This window comes from Domibacillus epiphyticus, from assembly GCF_001975785.1.
Lineage (GTDB): Bacteria > Bacillota > Bacilli > Bacillales > Domibacillaceae > Domibacillus > Domibacillus epiphyticus.
Map to the genome: position 1 here is coordinate 84060 of NZ_MSFI01000011.1, position 25010 is coordinate 109069.

Consider the following 25010-nt stretch of genomic DNA (forward strand, 5'->3'; position numbering starts at 1 on the left):
CGAGCCTCCTTATTGAGAATTTTTGGAAGAGTATGCTTCTTTTATTGCACTTATGATATTGCTGTATCCCGTGCATCGGCATAAATTCCCTGATATGCACTCCTTAATTTCTTCATCAGATGGCTGTTTAGAATTGTTTTTCATATAGCTTTCTATCGACATTAAAAACCCAGGTGTACAAAATCCGCACTGAAGTGCATGATTGTTAGCGAATGCTTGCTGAATCGTATTCAAAGAACCATCTTTCGAACTAAGGGATTCTACTGTCTTAATTTCACAGCCGTCTGCTTGAACTGCTAACATTAAACAAGAACGGACTGACTCTCCATTTACTAAAATGGTACAGGCACCACAAACTCCGTGTTCACATCCTACATGTGTTCCTGTTAATCCTAGATCATCTCTCAGGAAATCTGATAATAATAGCCTGGGTTCTATTTGCCGCTCCATTTTCTCCCCGTTTACATTTAATGCAACAGAAACCACATTTTGTTGTTCAATTCGATCGGCATTTACATTCATTCCAATAGAAAATACGCTCATATTTCCACTCCTTCCATTGCACGATCTGCGGCTCGGCACAACGCCTTCTCCAACAATATCCCTGATAAATGTCTTCGATACTCCCCTGAACCATGAATATCCCCTTCCGGATCAAGGTCATCCAGCTGCATAACCGCAGCCTCTTTCAGGATCGTTTCATCTGGTTTTTTTCCAATTAGAAAACGTTCAACTTCCTCCGGGATAAAAGGGACAGCATTTGCTCCGCCCAAGGCGATTAAGGCTTCTGATATCCTTCCAGTCTCATCAACATCAATAACGGCTGCTGCTTCGACGAGTGCAAAATCACCATGACGTCTGGCAACCTCTTCAAATGCATACCCGCAGCTTTCATGTATAATTGGAAAACGAACTTCTTTTATCAGTTGATCGGGTTCCAATGACGTTAATAAGAAACTGAGAAAAAATTCTTCCGGAGATACCGTTATTTCCTCTTCTTTCGAGACAATGACAATTTCACCGCGCAACGCTGTCAGCACACATGGCAATTCTGCTGAAGGATCTGCATGGGCGATACTTCCACCAACCGTTCCTCTGTTTCTAATTTGAGTATGACCTACCCACCGGATTGCTTCAAAAAGCAACGGACACTTTTTCTTGATCAAATCTGAATTTTCCACTTCAACATGACGAGTCATTCCACCTATTACAATCATGTTTCCTTCTTGCCTGATTCCTTTAAGATCGTCTATTCTACTTAAATCGATAATGTGTTTAGGTGTAGACAGCCTCATATTTAAAATGGGGATCAAGCTTTGGCCGCCCGACATGATCTTGGCGTCTTCTCCGTATTGATCCAGTAAGTCCAGAGCTTCAGCATAATTGCCGGGGCGATGATATGAAAATTTAGGCGGCTTCATCCTATACCTCCAATAACTGATTTATATTAAAAGTCTTTTTTGTATACGGCGAACTGTTGAATTCAGCACCAGCACGGCTGAGCACTAGTGCTGCTACTATATAATTTGATTGAATATTCAATCTTTTTTGAGTATAAAATTTATATAATTAACGTAGTTTCTCTTTTATACGGAGGTTTTAATCGTTTTCTGAATGTCCTTAAAAAACTTGTCTGCTAAAAATTTTGCTACTCCAGATAAAACCCGGTTTCCGACACTTGCAATCGTTCCTCCCACCACGGCATCACATTGCCACTTTAGTGAGCACCCACTATCAATTTGGGATAAATGACAGTCCATCTTTGCAGCGACATGACCGGGATTTCCGCTTCCTTCCACATGTAAAATATAATAGTTTGGCTTATCAATGTCTTCTAAGCGTACTTTTCCGATATACTCCCCTTTTACTGCGGCTACCCCAAGCTTTAAAATAACGTCATATTCACCATTCTCATTTAAAGTTAATTGTTGACAGCCTGGTATAACTTTTTGCAGGATTTCCTCATCATGAAGTGAGTCCCAAATCTTATTAACATCTACATTAAACTTAGCAGCCCCATTTAATTTCATCATTTCCTCCATTTTGTAAATAATTTATTTTCGGTGCAGCTGATCGCTTAACATTTAGTTTCAATAACACACTTTTCACTATTTTTATTTATACTCTAAAATCAAGAGTTATCGTTCATTTTTGTCAGGTTTGTTAACATCTTTTTCATAAACACCATTTTATAAGATAAAACTTAAATTCCCGATATACTCATTTTTATTTAATAAATCTATTTTTTTATACTGAATTTTCAAATCATCACCTATGTGCACTAAATGATGCTCATTTCTCCCCGAATAAATGGTTTGGATGCTCCGTCTTAATTCTACAATCAGAAAATTGGAAAAGACGACTATTTTTTCATTTTCATCTGTATCGACCTCTATGTTAGTGATTAAATGACACGTTTTGGACTTTGGTTCTTGACCGTATGCTAAACCACTTTGAAGTCTCTTTACTCTTTCCTCTAACCTTATTCGATCATCATAAATAATAGATACGTGTTTCATTGGATTGATATCACTACTGCCGGAAGGAATCCAATAGATTAATTCATCTGTAAATAAATCAAGCCAGTCGTTTAAAAGATCTTGGTCAAGTAACGCTGCTTCTTTGATAAGAAATTTCTCTATTTGTTGTCTTTTTGTCTTGACATATTCCATTTCCCTTCCTCCCTTACCTCGTTTCTACTGTCATCAACTTCTTCCATTGCTTGTAAAGCGCTCTTGCAGATACTTCATCACTAGACGTTGCTGTTATTACACCTCTTTCATCCACTGTCTCCCTGTCAATCCCACGGCTCATTAGAAGCCAGTCATTTTTTATATCTGCGTTTAATCCTTCCCTTACCCGATCAAACCCAACTTCTATATCATCAGCTGTCCCAAATGCAGCAGGACCGTAAAAGCCTTCATGTTTTCTAATTCGCTCAGCGTTGACTTCATCTGACTTGCCTTTTAATAAAAACGGGTAAAGTTTAACATTTGTTTTGTCTGTTGAAACAGGGTGTACAACCCTTACATGAGAACCAACAAAGCTTAAGTTTGGAAAGATGATAAGATTAAATGGCAATGCTCCGATGCCTAAATCGCCATCTAATTCATATAACGAATGGCCGTTGCCAAGATCAGAAATTTTTTCATTATTATGAATTTTGTTGAAGTTAAATTTTTTTCCAGTTTTCTTTGATAAAATATTAAAAAAGCTTCGATGCGTTACACTTAAATGATAAGGATCAATCGTATTTTCTACTTGAAGCTTCCAATTGGCATTATACGAATATTTATGAGCGCCAGCACTTAATTCAATCCCTTCCGGCCCTGAATTGACAATATGATCAATGTACTCTTTTGCGTATCCGAGATGGTCGTTTAGTGAACAAACCTCTTCGTTAAAACTTGCGAAAATAAACCCGTTATAGCTATCAACTCGCGGAAGCTTTATTAACCCGTTATGTTGTTTATCAAATTCTTTATCATATCCGTCTTGAAACGGCATTCCAATTAATTCTCCATTGTTAGAATATGTCCATCCATGATATGCGCAGCGAAAAAAGTTCGCATTGCCGCACTCACTTTGACAGACACTAGCTGCTTTGTGCCGGCAGCGGTTTAACATGACATGAAATTGACCGTCATCTGAGCCTCTCGTAACGATGACGGGATGTTTCCCGACATCTGTCGTTTTATAGTCACCTGGATTTGATATTTCGCTTTCATGAGCAACGTACACCCATGTTTTCTCAAAGATCTGTTTAAGTTCTAAATCAAAAACTGCTGGATTCGTGTAAATTTTCCCACTAACACCATCTCGGCTCACGAGTTCATCTACATTAATATTCATCCAAGATACGCCATCCTTTCCATTTATAAATTAACACATCGTTATTCATTCACAACGGCAACATGAATACATCCATCTTTGCCATTTGCATGTATATCCATTGCTTGACCAACTTCATCTATAGAAAAAGAATGAGAGATCATTTTTTCCAAAGGGTATTTCCCTGACTCTATGACACGCAAGGCAGTGCCAACCGCTTTTTTTGGCCGTCCCAATACTCCTTTTACCGTTAATAACTTCCATGTTATTTTACTGCCCATGACTTCTTTCGTCAGACGGTCGTCCGTACCTGAATGTACAATCGTACCTCGCAGCCCTGCAAGATCCAATGACACGGCCAGCTGTTGGGGAGCAGTGGCAGCGTTTATAACCGTATGAGCCATTTTGCCGTCCGTTACATTCTCAATCTCATTCACAAGATCCTGCGTGTCGGCATAAAAGATATGATCCGCTCCAAATTTTTTCGCAATATTCAATCTTTTCTCATCTTTCGAAAGCCCCGTCACAATAATCTTTCCTGCTCCCGCTTCCTTAGCGCCTATGACTGCTCCCAGACCCATTGGACCAGGTCCTTGAATAACAACTGTATCACCTGACCGGCAATTCCCAACTTCCTGCACCCAGTGGATTCCATTTGAAATCGGGATAAATAACTGAAGCAATTCCGGTGATACATCTGAATTAACTTTATGAACAATTGAGTTTGGATGGAGATACATATATTCGGCAAATCCCCCCCAAAGTGCGGTTGTGGAATGGTCGATGGACATGGCGCCATAACGCAATTCGAAGCATTGGTGATAATGACCTGTCAGGCAATTGTCGCAATGTCCGCATGGGATATATTCTTCAACCGCAATTCGGTCTCCAACTTTAACACCCCATCGCTTTCCGGCTTCTTCACCTATTTCTTCAATCCTCCCTACAATCTCATGGCCAATCACACATGGAAGCTGAAAAACGCCATTTCCGCCAAATAAATACGCCTCACTGTCAAACCCGCAAACACCACAAGATTCTACACGCAAAAGCCCGTCATTGTTTCCCGTTTCAGGAATAGGGAACTCCATTATTTCAATCGTTTCTTTTTTTGTTAAAACTGCTGCTTTAGCCATTTTCGCCATATATTTTTTCATTCCTCCCCTGTGATAAACCTTCAATCGGCCTCCATCTTGTTAAGGATGGATTCAATAAATCATTTAGTTCTTTATGTTCTGTCCATGCTAAACATTCCAGCTCCAGAGGGTCAAAAAAATTTATTTTCCCAGTTCGAACATCTTCAATTAATAGTCTTGTCCCATTTGCAGATGTGTCTTTTTTTACTTTGACATGGGCAAATTCACTTTTTAATGTAATGAATTCATTGTCCATTTATATTTTTCACCTACTTTTGAATGGAAGGTTTATTTCGGAATAACATGCCATTCTATATTCTCTTTTTCAGTTTTTTCTACTATTTCTTTTGCTTCCCGATGATTTTCATAATCGCGGTCTTCTATTTTCCTTGCCGGGATGACTGTTTTAAATCCAGAATCAAATGGGAAAGGATCAAGTGTGAGAGTCCCATCTCCCGCGGTCTCTACATGTAAATGAACAAAATCACTTTTACGCGACATTCGGACAGGTCCTAATGTTACGTTATTTTCTTTCATTGGATCATTTAAAGACATAAACAAAGATAAACGATCCATTACTTGAAAAAATTCGTACTGCATCCAAATATGATCTTCAAATTCACTTCTTTGCTCCTTTTTATTCCAGAATTGCTGTTTAATATTCACCCATTCTTTTTGGATCTTGACAATGGTGCTATCCATAAAATCAATCAAATCATCCGAAACGTTATACGTAAATGCAGGATCATAGCCAAATCGGCTCGTGTAAAGGCCAATCCAGTGCATTCCTAGCAGCATCCCCGCGTAAGGATCTTCTTGCAGCGTTTCCCTGTAGCCATTTTCGTAGAATTCAACATGCTTAGGAAGGTTAATATCCATAAAGTTTAGCGGTCTTTTCGTGGCCTTATTAAACAGCACTTGATCATCCGGTTTCTTCCATCCTGCATCATGTTTTTCGATTCCATAGCTGACATTTTCATGATTAACCAGTTTTTGGAATTGATCATTCCCCCATCTGCGGGCAACATCAGCTGCTTGTTTTCCATGCTCATCCTGTCTAACTAATACTAATTGTCCCCCTTGTTTCGAAATGATCATTTTACCAGATCCTCCTTAAAGGTTAATTGGTTTAGTTCTTTTATTACTTCATCATTACTCATTACATCTGCGTATTTTTGCTGCATATCAAATAAATTAATCGCATGCGAGGTAATCCCTCTGTCAAATACACATTCCTCGGGTACAATGACTTTGTATTGAAAGGAAAAAGCATCAATTACAGTAGCACGGACACATCCGCTCGTTGTGCAGCCGGTCACGATTAAACTATCAACCCCTTTTCCAGTTAAATATGTTACAAGCGGGGTTCCGAAAAAGGCACTTGGCTTTTTCTTTGAAAGAACGACTTCTCCTTCGATCGGTTTTAGCTCTTCTACTACCCTTGTTCCTTTTTCACCTTCCAGCAGTTCCTGGTGGTTAAAAATACTGCCTTTAATCGCTACACGGTCATTATCAGACGTTTTGCTTCCTTCTATTATGGTGAAAAATACAGGTATTTTTTTCTCACGCGCTTTATGAAGCAATCGTTGAATATGGGGAATCGCCTTCCAGCTGGCTGGACCACAGCTTGTAGGATATTTTTTAATAGATTCCTCAATTGCCAAAGGTCCATCACCTGTAAACCCATATTGCACATCTACAATAACCAAAGCGGGACGTGTTCCTAAGCCGTAATTTATTCCCAAACCTGCGCTTGAATAAATCTCGGCATCTTTTTCATCCAAATATTTTTCCCATACGTTAGTCATCCTCTTCCCTCCTTATCCGTAAGTGATGACTTTATCATTGTCCGCAGTCAACTGTACTAAAACACTTGGCGAGCCAAGCTCAACCTTTTTTCCTTCTAACTCTTTATCCGTAATACCTCTTGCACCACACGATACCTGTGATAATACAATCCGTCCTCCCCCCTCAATAATTTCATTAAAGGAGTTTCTTATTTCTGTTGCTGTTACGCCGACTCCTAATACAGAATCAAGGTATTCATCTTTTATTAATTGAACAGAGCTTCCCGCTAAAAACATGGAAACCTCATGCCCGTCCTTTATGGCTGTTTTTGCGATTAAAAAAGCACGATCAGCTTGTGTAGGTGCTTCAGGTCCGTGTGTTAAGTGAATTAATAGTTTCATTTTTTACCACCCCTTGAATTTTTATATTATCCCTATAAGGTTCTTGCTTGTCATCTCCCATATTCTTTATTCTGAGTCCCGGCTGTAATTTTAATTATCTCTGCGATGGTCAATGGTGATTGGTTTTGACATTAAAGCTTTATGCCGAATCCCATCTCCCGTAAATCACCACCTTTTATTTTTAATTGTGATTAGTTCAACTAAATAATGAATATTTGAATGTTCGTGTTGAAGAGTTTTTTTACTTTCTAGTTTTCGTGGAGTGAAGGCAGCTTGACCTGCCGTAATGATGATTGATTTGGAGAAATGTTTTTATGAATACGCTTTCTTTCTCTTTTTGGAACTCTTTAATTTGTCTTTCCAACAGCTATATCCTATTGATTGTCTTGCTCTTTTAACTGATTAAAGAGAGCTTGTGGTTTTTTTGAAACATCTGCATTATCAAAATATTTTTCCGTGTATAGGCAGCTAACTGTCCTCCGAGTTGTCCAAGGCTTTCAATTACTTTCACCTTCCCCCTTATCCCTTCAAAAATCCGGAGAAAATGCCAGCTGGACTGCACCAATTTTGTTATATCATAGACATTCTCTTCTTCCCTTGGAAAACATTCCACAATTCTCCTTTAGAGAACTACCGATAGTTAGTACTAACTAACACGTACGCAAAATTATTCAGGTGTTAAATACTCCACAAAAATCATCACACTGCCTTTAATGATTTCATCTTCTGGAGTCTTCGTAATGATGTCCCCCGAAACAAAAGACCGCGATATAAAATGACCATAGCACATATATAAAAAATTCATTGCTTGAAGTTCATAGTTCGATTCAATAATAAGGTTCTTTTTTCTCATTTCTTCAAAATACTTTACTAATAATTCTTTTAACTGACGTGGATGCTTATTTACATGATCCAATAATCCTTTAACATTCTTCCCCTCTTGAATAGCGATCTTAATGACATTTTTATTTTTTTTCATTATGATGTGATACGTTTGTGCAATTAAGAGTAAGTCTTTGCCTAATTGCCATTGAATTTTTTGTTCAAAAAGTTCTTTCATTTGAAAACTGTAATAATATCTATCGATTGCCGCTTCAAGTATTTTCTTTTTGTTTCCAAAATGTCTGAAAAGGGTCATTTCACTAACTTGGGCATTTTCAGCAATTGTTTTTGTAGTTGCCCCTTTATAGCCTTTCAACGCCATTAAATCAATTGCTTCTTTTAATATTTTGTCGTCTATAGTCATTGTTAATACCTGCCTGTTTTAGTTGTTAGGTTCTAGACAGCGCTTCCATCTCTCCTGAATCATTAAATTTCAATCCAGCAACACCTATCCCCTTTTGAATACATTCATGTTCAAAGATGAAAATACCTCGTTTGGGTTTTGTTTTATAATTTATTCAGATTTTTGCTTCTTAGAACTTGAGAGATTTAATTTTTATAAACTAAGTATAACAATTTAAACTTTTTCTTCTCGTGTTTAGTGAGGTTTTCTTACACACTTTTTACTAAATTTTTTTAAGAGGTAATAACTGTCCCGTATTATCACATGATAAAATGAACCAATCAAAAAAATCATAACGCGAAAAGGCTGTCTAATTAATAGACAGCCTTTTGAAAACAACGTCCCAGTAGACAATGTTTACAGATTTTTTTGCAATGCGTACCCAGCTCTTTACATATTTTGTGCCCAATTTAATGTCTCATAGCCTGAACGAACAAAGTGCTTCATTGCGTCTTCAATAAATTTCTTGCAATCTTCTGGAGAGATTTCATCACCTTTGTTTGCTGAATAAGATTCATCTTTTAAATTTTTTACTTGTACGGCCATGTTTAGGATCCCCCCCCTCACACTTACTCAACATTCTTCATCATGTACTTAATGCTAAATATTTATTTTTTATTTCATTGGTCATCTCTTCTTTAGAGCCGGTAAACACCACAGTTCCTTTGTTTAAAATATAAATATGGTCGGCAAGTTCAAGAGCCATCGAAAGATTTTGTTCTACGAGTAGCATGGTTAGCCCTTCTTCTTTCAATCGTTTTATAATGGCAATGACTTCATTTACCATTAATGGAGACAGTCCTTCTGAAGGCTCATCAAGCAGCAATACACTTGGATTGGTAAGCAATGCTCTTCCAATGGAAAGCATTTGCTGTTCTCCTCCGCTCAAGTTTCCACCCATCGATGTTTCTCGTTCTTTTAACCTTGGAAACATGTCATATATCTTTTCAAGGGTCCACCCGCCTTTTTTCTGTCTATGCGTCGTAAGTAGATTTTCTTTCACTGTTAAATTTGAAAAAATTCTTCTCCCCTGAGGAACAAGAGCTACTCCTGATTTGGACACTTGAAAGCTCGGCTTCATTTGAACTTCTTTATTTTGCAAAAGAATTTCTCCTTTTTTCGGAGGCACCATTCCCATAATCGAATGGATGGTTGTCGTTTTCCCCATTCCATTTCTCCCCAATAACACAGTGACTCTTCCTTTTTTGACGGTGAGGGAAACATCGTGAAGAATATGACTTTCTCCATAAAACGTATTTAGTTCTTTAACTTGAAGCACTAAGACTCTCCCCCTGACCAATGTAGATGTCATTGACGCGCTTATCATTTCTCACTATTTGTGGATCCCCATCCACTAAAATCCCACCGTTATATAACACAATCATCCGGTCAGATAATCCAAAGACAACTTCAAGATCATGTTCAATAATCATGAGGGTTAACTCTTTTGGCAGAGTATGAAGTAAATTGACGATATAATTTGTTTCTGCCTGTGACATCCCCGCTGTCGGCTCATCTAGTAACAATACTTTTGGATCAGTTGCAATGCCGAGAAGAATTTCAATCTGCCTCTGCTCACCGTAAGATAGACTCTTCACGATTTTATGTGTTTGTTTTTCTAATCCCCACTTACTGAGAAGTTCTCTCGCTTTTTCAAATAATATCGAATAATGCTTTTCAACACGCGGTTTAAACCAAACATTTCCAAGCCCCTCTTTTCTTTGAAGAACGAGCAGCAAATTGTCCAGAACCGTCAAATCAGTTAATAAATTGTTTTTTTGAAACGTTCGAACAATACCTATGTTCGCTCTCTTATAATTGGGAAGGTTCGTAATGTTTTGTCCGCAGTAGTAGATCGTTCCTTTACTCGGGTCTAGGTCGCCGGCAAGCAAATTATAAAAAGTGGTTTTACCGGCACCATTCGGCCCGATAATGCCAATTCGCTCCCCTTTTTTAACATCAAATGTAATATTCCTCAAGATTTCGAGTCCGCCAAAGCTCTTGCCAACACCTTCTACTTTTAAGATGGATTCTCTATTCATTCCGCAGCCTCCATTTTACGCGTCTTTTTTATAGACCGCTTCCGGTTTACTTTCATTGTAAAGGGGCTTGCTTTTTGCTAAATTGTTAACGAGTGAGTTTCCTATTCCCACAATTCCTTTCGGGAAGAAAACAACAAAGAGAATAAAGATGACCCCGATAATGAGCATCCACATGTTCGTGTAAGAGCTGACAATTGTTTCAAGGATTACGATTAAACCCGCACCTAGCACGGGACCTGCCATTGTACCGGCACCACCAATAATGACCATAATCAAAACAGAGCCGGACATCGTCCAATAGACGTCACTTGGAGAAATAAACCCGTTAAAATTCGTATATAAGCTTCCAGCTACACCGCCGAGGGCTCCAGCGATAATAAACGAAGAATATTTGTATAGCGTTGTGTTGTAGCCCATGGATTTCATTCTCGTTTCATTTTCACGAATGCCAATCAGCACCTGGCCAAACGGAGACCGAACTAGAACGCTTAAGCCAGTAAAGACAGCCGCGAAGATGAGAAGAATAAGATAATAAAGAAAAACCGGATTTGAAAAATCCACTCCTCCCAATTGTGGAGATGGAATTCCTGATAATCCATTCGTTCCTCCGGTCAAATCTGTAGATTGATGAATGAACGAATAAATCATTTGTGAAAAAGCAAGGGTTAACATTAAAAAGTAAAACCCGCTTACTTTCATGCAAAACATCCCTATGATGGAGGAGACAAGGATCGAAACCAGCAACGAAACAGGTAATGTCGCAATCAAATTAGGAGACAATTCTTTTGCGACAATACCGGATGCATATGCCCCTATTCCAAAAAACGCAGCGTGCCCGAGCGAAACAAGACCTGTGTAACCTACCAGAAGATTTAAACTTAAAGCAAAAATCCCCAAAATTAATATCTCAATTAATAAATTCAAGTGGAACAGAGAAAGAAAAAATGGTGAGAGTGCCATTAAAAGAAAAATGAATAGAAATTTTATTGAGTGATTCCCTTTCATTAGGCCACCTTCTTTCCGAGCAATCCATTTGGTTTTACGACCAGGATCACCGCCATAAGACCGAATACGAGAAATAAACTAAGTTCCGGCATTAAATATTTACTGAATGTTTCGACTAATCCAATTAAAATACTGGCTGCAAATGTTCCCGCGATGGATCCTAATCCTCCAATGACGAGCACAACCAAGGCAAGGATCAGAGTTTGGAACTCCATACTCGGATAAAGCCCAAGTATGGGAGCTGCAATGACCCCGCCAAAACCAGCAAGAAAGCCGCCTATTATAAAAACAATGGTTAAAACTAGTTTAATATTTATGCCAAGAGCGCTGATCATTTCTTTATCACAAAGACCCGCTCGAATAATCGCACCCCACCGTGTTTTTTCTTGAATAAACCACAAAGCGGCTGCCAGCACCAAGCCTATTCCTATTACAACTAAGCGATACGTTGGAAAGTTCTGGTTAAAAAGGGTTGTCGTTCCCGATAAACTAGGAGGCAGCGCAACTGTCAAAACGTTCGATCCCCAAACCATCGAGGCAAGATCATGGAATACGTATGCTAAGCCAAATGTAAGCAGGACTTGCGACAGATGGCCAAGATGGTAAGTCAATCTTAGCAATGTGGTTTCTATTAACAATGATAACAAAGCGACGGCAATTGGAGCGATGATCAGGGCAATCCAGAAATTCTCTGTTGAGTTTACCGTCACCGAATAAGCGATATATGCACCAATCATATAAAGGGATCCATGTGCAAGGTTTAAAACGCCAAGAATACCAAACACAAGGGCCAGACCGCATGTAATAACGAAAAGCAAAAGTCCATAGGAGACTCCATTCACTAATTGAGCACCAATGATGTCCATTAATGCACCTCCATTGCTAGTTATTTTCCTGGATCTTTTACCTGTTTTACTGTACCAATCACTTCGTTTTCCGATTTCCCGTCAACAAGTTTTGCCTTTGTAATGTACATATCTTGAATGACGTGATGTGTTTCTTTGTCAAATTTGAACTCGCCGCGCGGACTTTGAAAGTTAACTTCCGAGAAAGCGTCCACGACTTTCTTCGAATCCGATACATCGCCTTTTAAGCTTTTAACTGCTTCGGCAATAATGCGTGCTGCATCATATCCCTCTAGTGATTCAAGTGTTGGGCGCTCGCCATATTTTTTTTCATAAGCTGTAACAAACTTTTTATTTTCGTCAGTTTGCAAGTTATAATCCCAGAATGTGGCTGCAAGAGTTCCCTCTGATGCATTTCCTTGAGACGCCCGGAGATCTTCAGAAACAAGCCATCCTGAACCGATTAATGGCATTTTTTCTTTCACGCCATATTGTTCATATTGTTGAACAAACCGTACGGCATCACTTCCTGCAAAAAAGGCATAAACAGCATCCGCATCAGAGCCGCTAATCGTTGTTAAGTAGGAAGAATAGTCATTATTTTCAAGCGGAGGATATACTTCTCCTGCAATCTTTCCACCAGCAGCGGTGTACGCTTCTTTAAACGCAGCCGACACTTCTTTTCCAAAGGCATAATCTGCCGCTGTCAAATAGATTTTCTTCCCTACATTTTCATACGCCCATTCACCCATAGAGTTTCCAATTTGCCAGGAACTGAAAGACGAGCGCCAAATATAATCGCTGCGTTTGCTTCTCGTTAAGTCATTCCCACCCGCATGTGATACAAGAAATGGCATCCTTTTGCTGTCGACTTCATCTCGAATGGCATATGCAACAGCTGTACTGACAGTCCCTGTTAAAATATCAATATTATCTTGTTCTATTAGTTTTCTTGTTTTTCGAAGAGATACTTGTGGATCTGCTTCTGAATCTTCATTAATGATTTCAATTTTCTTTCCTTCTACTTCCCAATTAATCTCTTCAAAATAAAGCTCCATGCCCCGATTTAAGTTCTTGCCAAGGGAAGCATATACTCCCGAGTTTGGTAATAGAGCGCCGATTTTGATCGATTCATTTCCACCACTGCTTGATTCAGTCTTCTCATTCGTACCCGATGTCGATTGAATGGCACTATTTCCACAAGCACCCAGAAACAATAAACATGCCGTGATCAGCGTGATTAGAACGTTTTTATTCAATATCTTTCACCCCATCATAGTTATTTTCACCCTATTGCAAACGCTTTCAACAAGATCCTTAAAACATACCCTTTTCACTTTAATAATGTGAGAGGTTCTAGAACACTTCTTCCTTCCCATTTACAATTCATTAAAGGGACTAAAAGCGATTTTATACAAGTGTATTCTGTGATCTTTCCTTTTCATCTTTCGAAAAATCCATTGAACTGCTGTGACCTGGCTGCAGTTTTGCGCCCGGATCAATATACCCTTTTGCATTATTCACTGCAGTCGGGCCTTCTCCAAACCCGACGGCAATCAGCTTTACTTTCCCAGGATACGCAGTAATATCCCCTGCAGCGTAAATACCCGGAATATTGGTCTCCATTTTCGTATTAACAACAATTGATCCTTTTTCCAAATGTAGTCCCCATTCTTTAATTGGGCCTAGAGAGGAGACAAAACCAAAGTTCACGATCAATTCATCGATATCAGCCATTTTTTCTTCCTTTGTTTTTACATGTTCCAGGACAATACGGTTCAACTTTTCTTCCCCGATTAAGTCCTTTACTGTATAGGGTGTATGCATAGTAACTCGGGAATTTTTGAGGTTTTCTACACTACTCTCATGCGCGCGAAATTTATCCCGCCGGTGAACAAGGTGTACTTCTTTTGCGATCGGTTCAAGCATCATTGACCAATCGACTGCTGAATCTCCGCCGCCAATGACAACCACCTTTTTATTTTTGAAGCTGTTTACATCACTGATGAAATAATGAAGGTTTTGTCCTTCATACTTGGCGGCCATTTCATGTTCAAGCCGTCTTGGTTCAAAAGCGCCTGCACCTGCCGTAATAATAATAGCCTTTGAATAATGAATAGCTTTATCAGTTGTGATACGGAATGAATCATCAGCTTGCTTCTCGACATTTAACACACATTCTTCCAATGAAATTGTCGGATGAAATTGTTCAATTTGCGATGTTAGATTGTTCACCAATTCCTGTGCGCGTATTGGCGGGAAACCTGCTACATCATAAATATATTTTTCCGGATAAAGTGCAGCCAGCTGTCCGCCCAATTGCGGCATACTTTCAATAATTTTTACACTGCACTGGCGCATCCCACCGTAAAATGCGGTGAAAAATCCCGTAGGTCCTCCACCGATAACGGTTATATCATACACTTTATTATCGGTTATAAGTGTTATTTTTCTTCCCTCCTATCACCCTTATGAGATGATCATGCATTAAACATCGGCTTTTGTTCAACCGTTTCTGTTTCCGGCTCATCCATTAAAACCTGGCGGACATGATCAGGAATACGGACTGCTGAAATGGAACCGTCCTTCTGTTTTTTCACCCATCCCCGCAGCTCATATCCACTTCCAGCCATTGTATCATTCCGAAATATTTCATGGTTCAATTTGATGGTTTTATTGTTTATTTCCGATGCTGCCGTCTTAATCGTCAAAATATCATCATAATAAAGAGCATGTTTAAACGTACATCTCGTATCCAGTATCGGGAGAATGATCTGTTGTTCCTCTGACAGCTTCAATGGTGACAAACCGGCATTTCTAAAAAAGTGGTGCCCTGCAATATCAAACCATTTAAAAAAATTCGGATAATAAACAATTCCTGCGACATCCGTATCTCCCCAATTGACGAGTACTTGTATTTCATTTTTTCGCATACGTTCCTCCCTACACCCGTAATCGGAAACGCTGAATCTTTCCAGAACTTGTTTTTGGAAGTTCATCAATATATTCAATCACACGCGGGAATTTATACCTTGCCAGTTTTGATTTAGCGTAGTTCACTAACTCATTTGTCAACTCATCACACGGTGAATAACCATCTTTTAATACAACATACGCTTTTAATAAGGTTAATCCTTCTTCTGTTGTTTCCCCGACAACGGCTATTTCGAGGACTGCTTGATGTTCCACTAAGCAATTCTCTACTTCGACCGGCGAAACCCAAATCCCGCCAATCTTTAACATATCATCTGCTCTTCCATAATACGTATAGTATCCGTCTTCGTCCTTGTAATACTTGTCGCCGGTAGCGAACCATTCACCGATTATTTTTTCCTTGTTCAAAGTATGAAGATTCCAATAGCCAGGGGTGAGACTATCTCCTTTAATGAGTAAATCTCCAACCGTGTTTGGCCCTACTTCATTCCCATCCTCATCCACTACTTTCGCTTCGTAGCCTGGAACAACCTTTCCGGAAGTGCCCGGCCGGATATCATGGATGCGATTGGAAATGTATATATGAAGTGCCTCAGTCGAGCCAATACCATCTAAAATATCAATGCCAAAAAGTTCCTTCCATCTCTTTAAAAATGCCTCAGGCAATGCTTCTCCAGCCGACGTACAAATTCTTAATGATGACAAATCATATTGGTTTCCACTTCGTTCAACATAATCCATAATCGAGCCATAAAGTGTTGGCACACCAAAGAAGATGGTCGGTTTGTATGTTTCGATTATACTTAATACTTTCTCTGGAAGAGGCCGTTCTGAAAGCAGGACAGTGGACGCCCCTGCTCCTAACGGAAAATACATCCCGCCGCCGAGCCCGTATGCAAAAAATAGTTTTGAAGCGGAAAAGCAAATATCATCTTCAGTGATTTGCAACACTTCCTGCGCATAGGTGTTTAACGCATATTCCATATCATGCTGCAAGTGAATGACACCCTTGGCTTCACCTGTGCTGCCAGAACTAAAAAGCCAAAAAGCAGCATCATCCCCGCACGTATAACTTGTTTTTACGTTATCCGGCGCACTTTTGATTAGTTCCCAATACTGATAATCACGGCCTGATAGCTTCTCCCGGTCATCCGATATAATAATCACATGCTGAAGATAAAGAAACTTATCTCGAAAAGCGCTTATGTTCTCCCATAAATCTTCATGGATGATTAATGCTTTTGCTCTGCTTTTATTAAGGTAGTATTCGTAATCTCCTGGTTTCATCATCGTATTAACCGGAATCGGAACGGCGCCAATTTTGATGGAGCCATAAAACGAAGTGATAAATTCTGGTGAATCATAACAGACTAGCAGCACTCTATTTTCAGCTTCAATCCCTAATTCTTTTAAAGCATAGCCTACCTTATTTACACATTTTTGTAATTCGATATAGGTGATTTGCTCATCACGGTAATAAATAGCGGTTTTTTCACCTAAACCAAAACTAATTTTTTCATCAATAAATTTTGTGGCAGCATTATAAGGTATCCCGATGCCCTTTACATCCATTTTCTTCTCCCCTGTCATTTAATCAATTTATTTCATTTCCAAAAACGTAAGGGTAAAGTGTCTAGGAGGAATAATCGTATTCGTATCATCACATGCAGCAAAACAAAACACGCTGAAACAAATGGTTTCCATGCAAAGGACAGGACAGGAACACCTCTTTAGGGATGAAGAGATATTTCTGTCCTTGCATTTTTATGTTAAGCAATGAGATCCTTATAGCCCTTTCCAGTCGGGGCTGCGTTTTTCAAGGAACGCGCTAAGTCCTTCTTTTGCATCTTCCGAACGGAACAACAGGTTTTGCAGCTCTCCTTCATAGCGGATTGCCGCATTTAATGGCATTTCTTTCCCGTTCATGATCGACAGTTTAATGTTTGATGCGGCATATGGAGCAGTGCTCGCTACGCGCTCTGCGTATTCCATTGTTTTTGCTCTCGTCTCTGCCTGCGGGAACACACGGTTGACAAGCCCCATATCCAGCGCTTCCTGCGGCGTGTATAACGCTCCTGTTATGTTCATGTCAAGTGCTTGTGAGAATCCGACGAGACGTGCAAGTCTCTGTGTTCCGCCAGTTCCTGCAAGAACACCGAGAGAGATTTCCGGAAGTCCGATGTTGCCTGATTTATCTCCCATGAAACGGAGGTCGCAGGCAAGCGCCATTTCAAGACCGCCGCCGACTGTGTGGCCTTCCAGGCACGCAATGTAGATCTGCGGCGAACGTGCAATTTTGTCAAGTGTTTCGTTGCAGAACAGGCAGAACTGTGTTTTAAAGCGCGGTTCTGCCGCTTTTAGGAAATTAATATCAGCCCCAGCGGAGAAGAATTTTGGCATGTCGCTGACCATGACGACTACTTTAATATCTGAGTCAAATCGGATCTCGTCAATGGCTTCATTCAGTTCTCTGTAGTAATCAAGCGTGTAAGAGTTTGCTTTATTTACATGAAGATGGATTTCCGCAATAGATCCTTTTTTCACGACGGATAAATTTTCTTTTTTCGTTTCTGTTACTAGTGTCATTGTAATTCCTCCTTATTTATGAAAAGAAATTTTTTTATAAATTACTCTTATACTTCAGCTGCGCTTTGTTTATAATCCGGGAGACGCTTTTCTTTAAAAGCTGCCAGTCCTTCCAAACGATCAGGGTGAGGAATGGTCTCTTGATAACAGGCCCATTCTTCTAAAAGACCTTCATTTACTTGCGCTTTAAATTGATAATTAATCGCCTTTTTTGCTAATTGAACAGAATGATTGGAATTTGCCGCTATTCCCTCCGCTATTTTAAGCGCTTTCATTTCTGCTTCGCCAGAAGGGCACATTTCTTCAACCAGCCCTAGCGAAACAGCCTGCTCTGCAGGTAACTTTGCCGCAGTGAAAATGAGTTTTTTCGCCATGCCAATTCCGACTAGCTGTGAAAGCCGTTGTGTCCCGCCCGCCCCCGGAATAATTCCCCAGGAAACTTCAGTCAGTCCAATTACCGCATCCTCTTCCATTACACGCATGTCGCATGCCAGCACCAACTCACAGCCGCCCCCTAAAGCCAAACCTTTTATGGAGGCAATTGTCGGCATTGGCAGATCAGCTATTTCATTAAATGTCTGTCTTAACAATGAAACGTATGAGCGAATTTCTCCCTCATTCATTTCTTGGCGTTCTTTTAGGTCAGCCCCTGCACAAAACGACTTACTTTCTCCACCTGTAAATATAATTGCTCGCAGTCTTTGATCAGTGGACAGCTTTCTCACTTGTTCCTGTAAATCTTTCACTAAAAATTCACTGAGTGCATTCGCTTTTTTTGGGTTGTGAAGGTGAACAAACCCGATATTGTTTCTCACTTCGAACAGAACGCCGCTTTGGGTCATACTAGTAATTCACCCCCCTATTGTTTAATTGGGCACTGCCATTTTTTGTACTCTTCGATCAAATTCCTCTGCCAGCTGTGCGTTTGGAAGGATGTAGTTTCCATCAGCTAATTCTTTTTTTCCTTCTATCGATTTTAGCCAGCTGACTGCTTCAAGAATAAATGAATCTAAATAACCCTGAAACTTCTCCTGAATGGGTGCACTGTCTTCCAATAGCTGCTGGACCCATCCTTCGGTATAGACAATATGCTCTTTTTGTTCTCTCACTAATTTGTGAATTCGGGAAGCCACTTCTTTCTCATCCGCTTCTAAAATAGCTCTTAATACAATATCCACACTCAAATTTACAGCGTATAAAGCCGCGATTAATGACAACCAGTCATTAACACGTTCAACAAACGGAAATGCTTTTCCTGTTTGTTTTTCAATTTCGGGCTTGCTTCCTTTGAAACCCTTAAGATCTAACGACCAATTGTAAAGGAGCCGTGCGTGTCCAAGTTCACCTTGTGCCATAGCGACAGCAGAAAGTGTTGATTCCAGTCTTGGGCCGCTAATACCTACTTCAACAAGCCGGTCTCCTAATAAATATTTATTGTCTGCGATCGTTTCAAGTATTGAAGTAAGGGCTTGCAACCCTTTATCTTGTTCTGCCATATCCCTCATGCCTCCTCTTTTTCAAGCAATGCTTCTGGCTTCCGTATCCAATAAATCTGATCTCTTTTTACAACAAGCATCTCAACCCATTTTTCCTCGTCATACGTAAAAGACGCGTATACTTTCGCCAGTTCTTCCGTTTCAGCTTCAACTGAGCCGATATGAACAAGGTCGTCACCCCGCTTGATACGTGTAAATACATCATAGACACACAGGCTTTTCTTTTTTGTGTTCATCGGGAACTGACCCCCCAATTTTTCATTTTTTGCTTCCCTTCCTCCGTGAGGCGATCCACTGTCCATGGCGGATCCCATACAACATGAATGTCCACTGAACGTATTTCCGGTTCATCCAGCAGCCGTTTTTCAATGTCACCTTTAATCCATTCTGTACACGCACAGCCTACAGCTGTAAACGTCATTGTGACCTTCACTGTTCCGCTGTCTTCTTTTATTCCGTATATAAGCCCCATATCCACTACACTTATTGGAAACTCAGGATCCATCACTTCCTTAAGCGCATCCCAATACTTTTGTTCATTTTGTACATGCACCGCCACGTTAGCTCACCTCTTTCCGCATGTTTTCCAGTTCATTCGCACCTTTTTGTAAGCGCTCTACAAATTCTGAATTTCTTGGTCCACGGTTTTTAAAACGTTTAATTACGTTTTCCCATGTATCCGGCTGATCCGTCAGCCACTGCTTCTTTTCTGCATCAAACTTACATGGAAATGGGACGTCCAGTACATATTTCCCGCTTGTCTCATCATAATGCGCAGGGACTTTAACGCCGATCGATTCGCAGAATGGAACGGCTGTTGAAAGCCACTTTTGACGAAGCTGATCATTTGTTTTTCCTTTGAGTTTATAATCAAGCTGTGCTGAACGGCTTTTTAAATCATCTGCGACCCCGAAAAATTCAAGAGCCATCAGGAACATCCAATCACTTGCTTTTTGAACCTGTTCTTTTAATTCAGGATCTTTCATAGCAGATTTCATAATGATCTCGCCGTTACGCAAATGAAACAGTTCTTCCTTATCGACTTTTACCAATGCCCGTTTCCATGGACCATAAGATGTATGTTCGAACGCATCTCCTAACAGGGTATAACCTGCACGGTCAAAATAAGCGTTAAACACCCCCAGTTCAACCCAATTTGACAATTCAAAATCAAATGCATACGGGTTCTTCCACTGATTTGGTTCACGTTTATATAAAAGTTCATCTACATCTTCTCCTAATTCTTTAAGAAGACGATAAGCAATATGAGCATGCCCAATTTCATCCTGCATAATCGCCAGCGCCGTGATCTTATGATTTAGCGTCGGTGCCTGATCGTAGACGGTAAGCAGCGGCGGAACACTTAATAATTCCGTGTCTCCCACAATCAAAAGCGTTTGTTTTATGGCTTTTAAATATTCTTCATTCATATCTTCTGCTCGTTCAACAATAAATCCATTATTTACTTTATCTTTTAGAAGGTTCGTCCCCACTTTTTCCACCTCTTTTTAATTACGTTTTTTTAACAATCGTATTAATAACATAATAAAAATATTATAAAATAAAGTCAAGTCTTAAAAGTGATAATTTTCAGTTTTTTTACTAAATTCAGTATATTCAACACAAAAAAGCTATCTGAAAAAAATTTTTCAGATAGCTCCATTTTTAAAAAACACTCTTTCATCATCTGTATTGGTTACGGATTTAAAAAAAACATAAAGTTTCTGTTCTAACTGGCTTTTTTCTGCATATACACATACTTGTTTTCTTTTACTTCTTTTACAACACGCTTTTCAAAAACAAGGTATTCCAGATGGGCAACAATCTCAGCTATCGCAAACCGCCATTGGTGAGTGGTCAATTTTCTATTCTCAAATAGATAGGAAGCCACTTCGTAGGCTGTCCAGCCATCGTTTACTAACATTTCGATTTGTTCAAGCCTTTTTTCATGATGAACGAATATTTCTTCCACCCGTACAGCAAGATGATTGACAATGTTTCCATGTGCGGTTAATGTGATATCCACATTTAAGTTTTGTACTTTTTTCAAAGATTCAAAGTAGTTCTGTAACGGATTTTTATCGCAATCAGGCCATAAACTTATATTCGGCGTAATTTTATCCAGTACGTGATCCGCTGCAAGTAAATAATGCTTTTCCCTCTGATATAGACATATTAACCCATCACTATGCCCTGGCGTTTCGATAATTTCCCACACGTTTCCGCCCAGAGTTATTTTATTTTCTGGCAGTACGGTTAACTTCGGCAGCGGGTGAACAAACTTTGATAATCTTTTCATATTATGCTCAATAGATTTTGCTAATTCGGGAGGAGCCCCGTGCTCTCTGCACATCTCTCCTACTTTTTCGGCTTGCCTGCTGCCTTCCCCCCAAACACGATGAACCATTTGTTCATCTGTATTACTTATATACACTGGCGCCCCGGTTTTTTCTTGAAGCCAGCCGCTGAGGCCAAAATGATCAGGGTGAAAATGGGTAATCACAATCGCATTGACCCGATCTTCTTCAATACCTAATGAAAAAAACACATCTTCCCAAGCTTTTGCCGCTTCATTATTATTCAACCCCGTATCCACGATACTCCATCCATCTGGTTCTTTGAATACATAGCAATAGACATACTTCATTGGAAAAGGAACAGGGATAGCGACTCTGTACATCGTCTCATCAATTTGCTGAATCGTCATGATTTCCCCGCTCTTATCCACTATGAATTTTTCCAAACAGGCTCCCTCTTTTCTACAAAAGATTGCAGCCCTTCCTGTGCATCATCGGAAACGATTAATTCTCTAAAATAAATTTGTTCTACTTTCCCGATTGACGCGGAGAAACTAGCTGCCATCGCTTCACGGACAGCTTTCCTTGAAAGGCGGAGAGCAAGCGGGCTTTTTTTCCTTAAATTGTCCAAAAGATTCCGTACTTCTTGATCGATTTCTTCTTTTGCCACAACTTTATTGATGAAACCATATTCATATGCCTTTTCTGCGGATATTATGTCCCCTGTCAGCATTAATTCCATTGTTCGATTAAAGCCGGTTATCTGCGGGAATGAGACAGCAGAAACAGGAGGAAATAACCCTAAGTTAATTTCCGGCTGCCCAATCTTTGCTTGATCAGTCGCATATACAATATCACAAAATGTGGCCAACTCACACCCTCCTCCAATTGCAGCTCCTTCAATTACCGCAATAGTTGGACAGAGCGGTCCTGACATAATGTGAAAGATTTTATGAAAAAGATGCAGCATCGGTTCTGCTAAATCTCCCATATGATCTTCTACGGACACTCCTCCAGAAAAGACTCTTCCTTCCGCTTTGATCACTAAAGCAAACAGATCCTGATTTTTCGAAACAGCATCCAGCGCATCACAAAGTTCTTCCATCATCTTCATATTCATAATATTGACCGGAGGATGATTTAAAACGATAAAAGCGACGTGATCTTCTACAAAAAAACGAATAGTACGGTATGATTTAGCCATTCTGTGCATTTCTCCTTCCTTCACTTCATTCAATTACATTTTCAAGCTCACTAATGAATGCGCTTACTTTTTGTTCGTTTATTGTCAGCCCGTTTACAATATCCTCGATAATGTCCTGTACACTCTCCACAGAATCGATTAATCCCGCCGATTGTCCAGAGTGCAGCCAACCTTCATTTAGATTGCCATCGATGGCAGCCGCTTTATTACGCAGTCCGTTAATATGAGGATATAATTGTTCAAATGAAGGCGTCTCCTTTTCCAGTTCCAGAATTTCATCCGCAATGTTTGTTCGAATGACCCTGTTGACCCGTCCGATGCTTCTTTCTAGGACTATTGTATCCATATCTTTCGCTTCAACTAATTTTGTTTTATATTCCATATGGGCAGGACTTTCATGCGAAGCGATAAAACGTGTCCCAATTTGTACACCTTCTGCACCAAGTGCAAGCGCAGCCAATACACCTTGAGCGTTGGAAATTCCTCCTGCTGCTGCTATCGGAAGCTGAACAGCTTTCGCAACTTGAGGAAGCAGGCTGAATAAAGTTAACTCATACGGACTATTTCTTCCTCCTGCTTCAAATCCTTCACAAATAAAGAGATCAGCGCCGTATCTCTCTGCATGAATCGCATGTTTCACAGTCCCGCCGACAGTCATGACTTTTAGACCCCATTCTTTTAATGCAGAAATGAATGGTCTTGGATCACCTGCTCCAAGGCTGACCGCTTTAATTTTCCTTTTATGTGCTTTGATTATGTGAAAGTATGGATGGTCGATTGTCATCCTGCCAATTGGTATATTGACGCCAAAAGGTTTGTCCGTCAAAGAAGCAGCAACCTCTATTTGGCGCTCAAACTCCTTCGCCCCGTGGCCAGCAGCCGCCACCTGGCCAAAACCACCGGAATTTGATACAGCTGCTGCCAATTTCCCATCGCCTATGAAGGCCATCCCGCCTTCTATAATAGGATAGGAGATGCCCAATACTTCCAAAACCCTATTTTTCATTGACCACACATCCTTAACGATTATACCCCCATAAATGGATTGACAGCCTTATCCCGATTAAGGACAGGCTCTTGATCTGGCGCGTGTTTAAAGATTGTTTCAAAGTGCTTTGTTGACGGTACTGACAGGATTTGATGTAAATTAAAAAAGAGCTCCCTCGCTTTTAACCCATTCCATCCTTCCGGAAGAAGATCTGTTGGGAGGGCGGGATCGACAAATAGAAATTTTCGATATTCATGAACAAGAATCGTCCTCATGACAAAACAATCTTCTTCAGACAATGAACCGTTCCACGTTTTTTCTTTTAACTCTTCAAATTTTCCTTCGTAGTTGCTTATGAAAGTCGCATATTCAGCGGATATTTCCTCTAAATCCCAACCTTTATGAATTACTTCTTCATTGGTATGTGAAAGGATCGAACTTGTTTTAAATAAAAGGATATGATCTTCCAGGTCGTATGTTTTTGCCATTTCCAAAACCTGATCTTCCAGCGGATTTGGACTAGCCCATGTACTGTTGGAAATCATGCCGAACCCTGTCCAGCCTAACTCTTTACGGATTTGATTTCGAAGTTCCCGTCTATTTTCCGGAATAGAATAAATGATGACCCGCCAGTGGCCATCCCACTGCGAATTGCGTACGGAATAAACTCTCGCAAGTCCATCTTCCATTCTCCTTCTGCCTTTTTCCGTTAAAGACGCATAACTTTTATTTCCTATCTTTCTTACTTTTAAATAATCCTGCTGCACCATGCGAAGGACTGCTCCCCTTAGAGAAGATTCCGATATATTGAAATGAGCCATCATTTTAATCAAGCTGCCCATCCAAACTTCCCCGCCGTAGTGCTTAATATATTCACCAAAAAACGTAAACATTAATGATCTCGGTTTCATAGCTCACCAATCCTGTTCAAATGATAACTTCACCTACCTATTATCTATTATCATTTTTCACTTTACAAGCAACGCATGATTCCTGGTCTTTTCCCAATAAAAGAAAAACCAGTATAAACCGAATAGGCATACTGGTTTGAAAATGGGCGAATATAGTGTAGGTTCTTAAACACCATTTGCGAATAGTTTCAGTAGTGATTACATCCCTTTCCAGTCAGGGCTGCGTTTTTCAAGGAACGCGCTAAGTCCTTCTTTTGCATC

At 39.9% G+C, this 25010-nt stretch carries 30 protein-coding genes; all 30 read right to left on the minus strand.

Annotation, left to right across the window (positions count from 1 at the left end; translation table 11 throughout):
• Positions 1-9: 9 nt before the first annotated feature.
• A complete protein-coding gene (locus BTO28_RS08055) occupies positions 10-543 on the minus strand; it encodes a (2Fe-2S)-binding protein (RefSeq protein ID WP_233129844.1) in 534 nt (177 codons plus the stop codon).
• Positions 540-1421, minus strand: a complete 882-nt coding sequence (locus tag BTO28_RS08060; RefSeq protein WP_076765062.1) for an FAD binding domain-containing protein — start codon at positions 1419-1421, stop codon at positions 540-542. The genes BTO28_RS08055 and BTO28_RS08060 overlap by 4 nt, the downstream gene beginning before the upstream one ends.
• Before the next feature lie 165 nt (positions 1422-1586).
• Positions 1587-2030, minus strand: a complete 444-nt coding sequence (locus BTO28_RS08065) for an SRPBCC family protein (protein ID WP_076765064.1) — start codon at positions 2028-2030, stop codon at positions 1587-1589.
• 159 nt (positions 2031-2189) lie between these two features.
• Positions 2190-2672, minus strand: coding sequence for an aromatic-ring-hydroxylating dioxygenase subunit beta (locus BTO28_RS08070; protein WP_076765066.1), 483 nt, complete (start codon positions 2670-2672; stop codon positions 2190-2192).
• 13 nt (positions 2673-2685) lie between these two features.
• Positions 2686-3852 (minus strand): aromatic ring-hydroxylating oxygenase subunit alpha, encoded by a 1167-nt coding sequence (locus BTO28_RS08075; protein WP_076765068.1) that lies wholly within the window; start codon positions 3850-3852, stop codon positions 2686-2688.
• A gap of 41 nt (positions 3853-3893) precedes the next feature.
• Complete coding sequence (locus tag BTO28_RS08080; RefSeq protein WP_083711402.1) at positions 3894-4988, minus strand: zinc-dependent alcohol dehydrogenase; 1095 nt, start codon at positions 4986-4988, stop codon at positions 3894-3896.
• Positions 4960-5223 carry a hypothetical protein gene (locus BTO28_RS08085; RefSeq protein WP_076765073.1) on the minus strand — a complete coding sequence of 88 codons (264 nt, stop codon included), beginning with the start codon at positions 5221-5223 and terminating at the stop codon, positions 4960-4962. Before BTO28_RS08085 ends, BTO28_RS08080 begins: the two co-directional genes overlap by 29 nt.
• A gap of 32 nt (positions 5224-5255) precedes the next feature.
• Positions 5256-6065, minus strand: a complete 810-nt coding sequence (locus tag BTO28_RS08090) for a DUF3891 family protein (RefSeq protein WP_076765075.1) — start codon at positions 6063-6065, stop codon at positions 5256-5258.
• On the minus strand, positions 6062-6775 hold the full coding sequence (locus BTO28_RS08095; protein ID WP_076765077.1) for an isochorismatase family protein: 714 nt from the start codon (positions 6773-6775) through the stop codon (positions 6062-6064). Before BTO28_RS08095 ends, BTO28_RS08090 begins: the two co-directional genes overlap by 4 nt.
• Before the next feature lie 12 nt (positions 6776-6787).
• A complete protein-coding gene (locus BTO28_RS08100) occupies positions 6788-7156 on the minus strand; it encodes a DsrE family protein (RefSeq protein ID WP_076765079.1) in 369 nt (122 codons plus the stop codon).
• 667 nt (positions 7157-7823) lie between these two features.
• The gene (locus tag BTO28_RS08110) at positions 7824-8402 is read right to left on the minus strand and encodes a TetR/AcrR family transcriptional regulator (protein WP_076765084.1); all 579 of its coding nucleotides are present in this window, start codon (positions 8400-8402) and stop codon (positions 7824-7826) included.
• A 429-nt stretch (positions 8403-8831) separates the two neighbouring features.
• Positions 8832-8987 (minus strand): hypothetical protein, encoded by a 156-nt coding sequence (locus BTO28_RS17105; RefSeq protein WP_158068799.1) that lies wholly within the window; start codon positions 8985-8987, stop codon positions 8832-8834.
• A gap of 40 nt (positions 8988-9027) precedes the next feature.
• Positions 9028-9720 carry an ABC transporter ATP-binding protein gene (locus BTO28_RS08115; RefSeq protein ID WP_083711404.1) on the minus strand — a complete coding sequence of 231 codons (693 nt, stop codon included), beginning with the start codon at positions 9718-9720 and terminating at the stop codon, positions 9028-9030.
• Positions 9707-10483, minus strand: a complete 777-nt coding sequence (locus BTO28_RS08120) for an ABC transporter ATP-binding protein (RefSeq protein WP_076765088.1) — start codon at positions 10481-10483, stop codon at positions 9707-9709. Before BTO28_RS08120 ends, BTO28_RS08115 begins: the two co-directional genes overlap by 14 nt.
• A gap of 15 nt (positions 10484-10498) precedes the next feature.
• Positions 10499-11488, minus strand: coding sequence for a branched-chain amino acid ABC transporter permease (locus BTO28_RS08125; protein ID WP_076765091.1), 990 nt, complete (start codon positions 11486-11488; stop codon positions 10499-10501).
• Positions 11488-12354 (minus strand): branched-chain amino acid ABC transporter permease, encoded by an 867-nt coding sequence (locus BTO28_RS08130; protein ID WP_076765092.1) that lies wholly within the window; start codon positions 12352-12354, stop codon positions 11488-11490. Before BTO28_RS08130 ends, BTO28_RS08125 begins: the two co-directional genes overlap by 1 nt.
• Before the next feature lie 20 nt (positions 12355-12374).
• A complete protein-coding gene (locus tag BTO28_RS08135) occupies positions 12375-13595 on the minus strand; it encodes an ABC transporter substrate-binding protein (protein WP_408606648.1) in 1221 nt (406 codons plus the stop codon).
• 148 nt (positions 13596-13743) lie between these two features.
• The gene (locus BTO28_RS08140) at positions 13744-14772 is read right to left on the minus strand and encodes an NAD(P)/FAD-dependent oxidoreductase (protein ID WP_076765096.1); all 1029 of its coding nucleotides are present in this window, start codon (positions 14770-14772) and stop codon (positions 13744-13746) included.
• Between the two features lie 41 nt (positions 14773-14813).
• The gene (locus BTO28_RS08145) at positions 14814-15266 is read right to left on the minus strand and encodes an acyl-CoA thioesterase (protein ID WP_076765098.1); all 453 of its coding nucleotides are present in this window, start codon (positions 15264-15266) and stop codon (positions 14814-14816) included.
• Positions 15267-15276: 10 nt separating this feature from the next.
• Complete coding sequence (locus BTO28_RS08150; protein WP_076765100.1) at positions 15277-16839, minus strand: benzoate-CoA ligase family protein; 1563 nt, start codon at positions 16837-16839, stop codon at positions 15277-15279.
• Between the two features lie 213 nt (positions 16840-17052).
• Complete coding sequence (locus tag BTO28_RS08155; protein ID WP_076765102.1) at positions 17053-17853, minus strand: enoyl-CoA hydratase/isomerase family protein; 801 nt, start codon at positions 17851-17853, stop codon at positions 17053-17055.
• A 47-nt stretch (positions 17854-17900) separates the two neighbouring features.
• Entirely contained in the window at positions 17901-18695 is a 795-nt protein-coding gene (locus BTO28_RS08160; protein WP_076765104.1) for an enoyl-CoA hydratase-related protein, read from the minus strand.
• Between the two features lie 24 nt (positions 18696-18719).
• Positions 18720-19349 (minus strand): Phenylacetic acid catabolic protein, encoded by a 630-nt coding sequence (locus BTO28_RS08165; RefSeq protein ID WP_076765106.1) that lies wholly within the window; start codon positions 19347-19349, stop codon positions 18720-18722.
• 5 nt (positions 19350-19354) lie between these two features.
• Entirely contained in the window at positions 19355-19585 is a 231-nt protein-coding gene (locus BTO28_RS08170; RefSeq protein ID WP_076765108.1) for a hypothetical protein, read from the minus strand.
• Entirely contained in the window at positions 19582-19908 is a 327-nt protein-coding gene (locus tag BTO28_RS08175) for a metal-sulfur cluster assembly factor (RefSeq protein ID WP_076765110.1), read from the minus strand. The genes BTO28_RS08170 and BTO28_RS08175 overlap by 4 nt, the downstream gene beginning before the upstream one ends.
• 1 nt (position 19909) lies before the next feature.
• On the minus strand, positions 19910-20842 hold the full coding sequence (locus tag BTO28_RS08180; protein ID WP_076765112.1) for a Phenylacetic acid catabolic protein: 933 nt from the start codon (positions 20840-20842) through the stop codon (positions 19910-19912).
• A 236-nt stretch (positions 20843-21078) separates the two neighbouring features.
• Positions 21079-22092 carry an MBL fold metallo-hydrolase gene (locus BTO28_RS08185; RefSeq protein ID WP_332888713.1) on the minus strand — a complete coding sequence of 338 codons (1014 nt, stop codon included), beginning with the start codon at positions 22090-22092 and terminating at the stop codon, positions 21079-21081.
• Positions 22077-22850, minus strand: a complete 774-nt coding sequence (locus BTO28_RS08190) for an enoyl-CoA hydratase/isomerase family protein (protein WP_076765114.1) — start codon at positions 22848-22850, stop codon at positions 22077-22079. The genes BTO28_RS08185 and BTO28_RS08190 overlap by 16 nt, the downstream gene beginning before the upstream one ends.
• Positions 22851-22875: 25 nt before the next feature.
• Positions 22876-23856, minus strand: a complete 981-nt coding sequence (locus BTO28_RS08195) for an NAD(P)H-dependent flavin oxidoreductase (RefSeq protein ID WP_076765116.1) — start codon at positions 23854-23856, stop codon at positions 22876-22878.
• A gap of 20 nt (positions 23857-23876) precedes the next feature.
• The gene (locus tag BTO28_RS08200) at positions 23877-24749 is read right to left on the minus strand and encodes a PaaX family transcriptional regulator (RefSeq protein WP_076765118.1); all 873 of its coding nucleotides are present in this window, start codon (positions 24747-24749) and stop codon (positions 23877-23879) included.
• Positions 24750-25010: the final 261 nt, after the last annotated feature.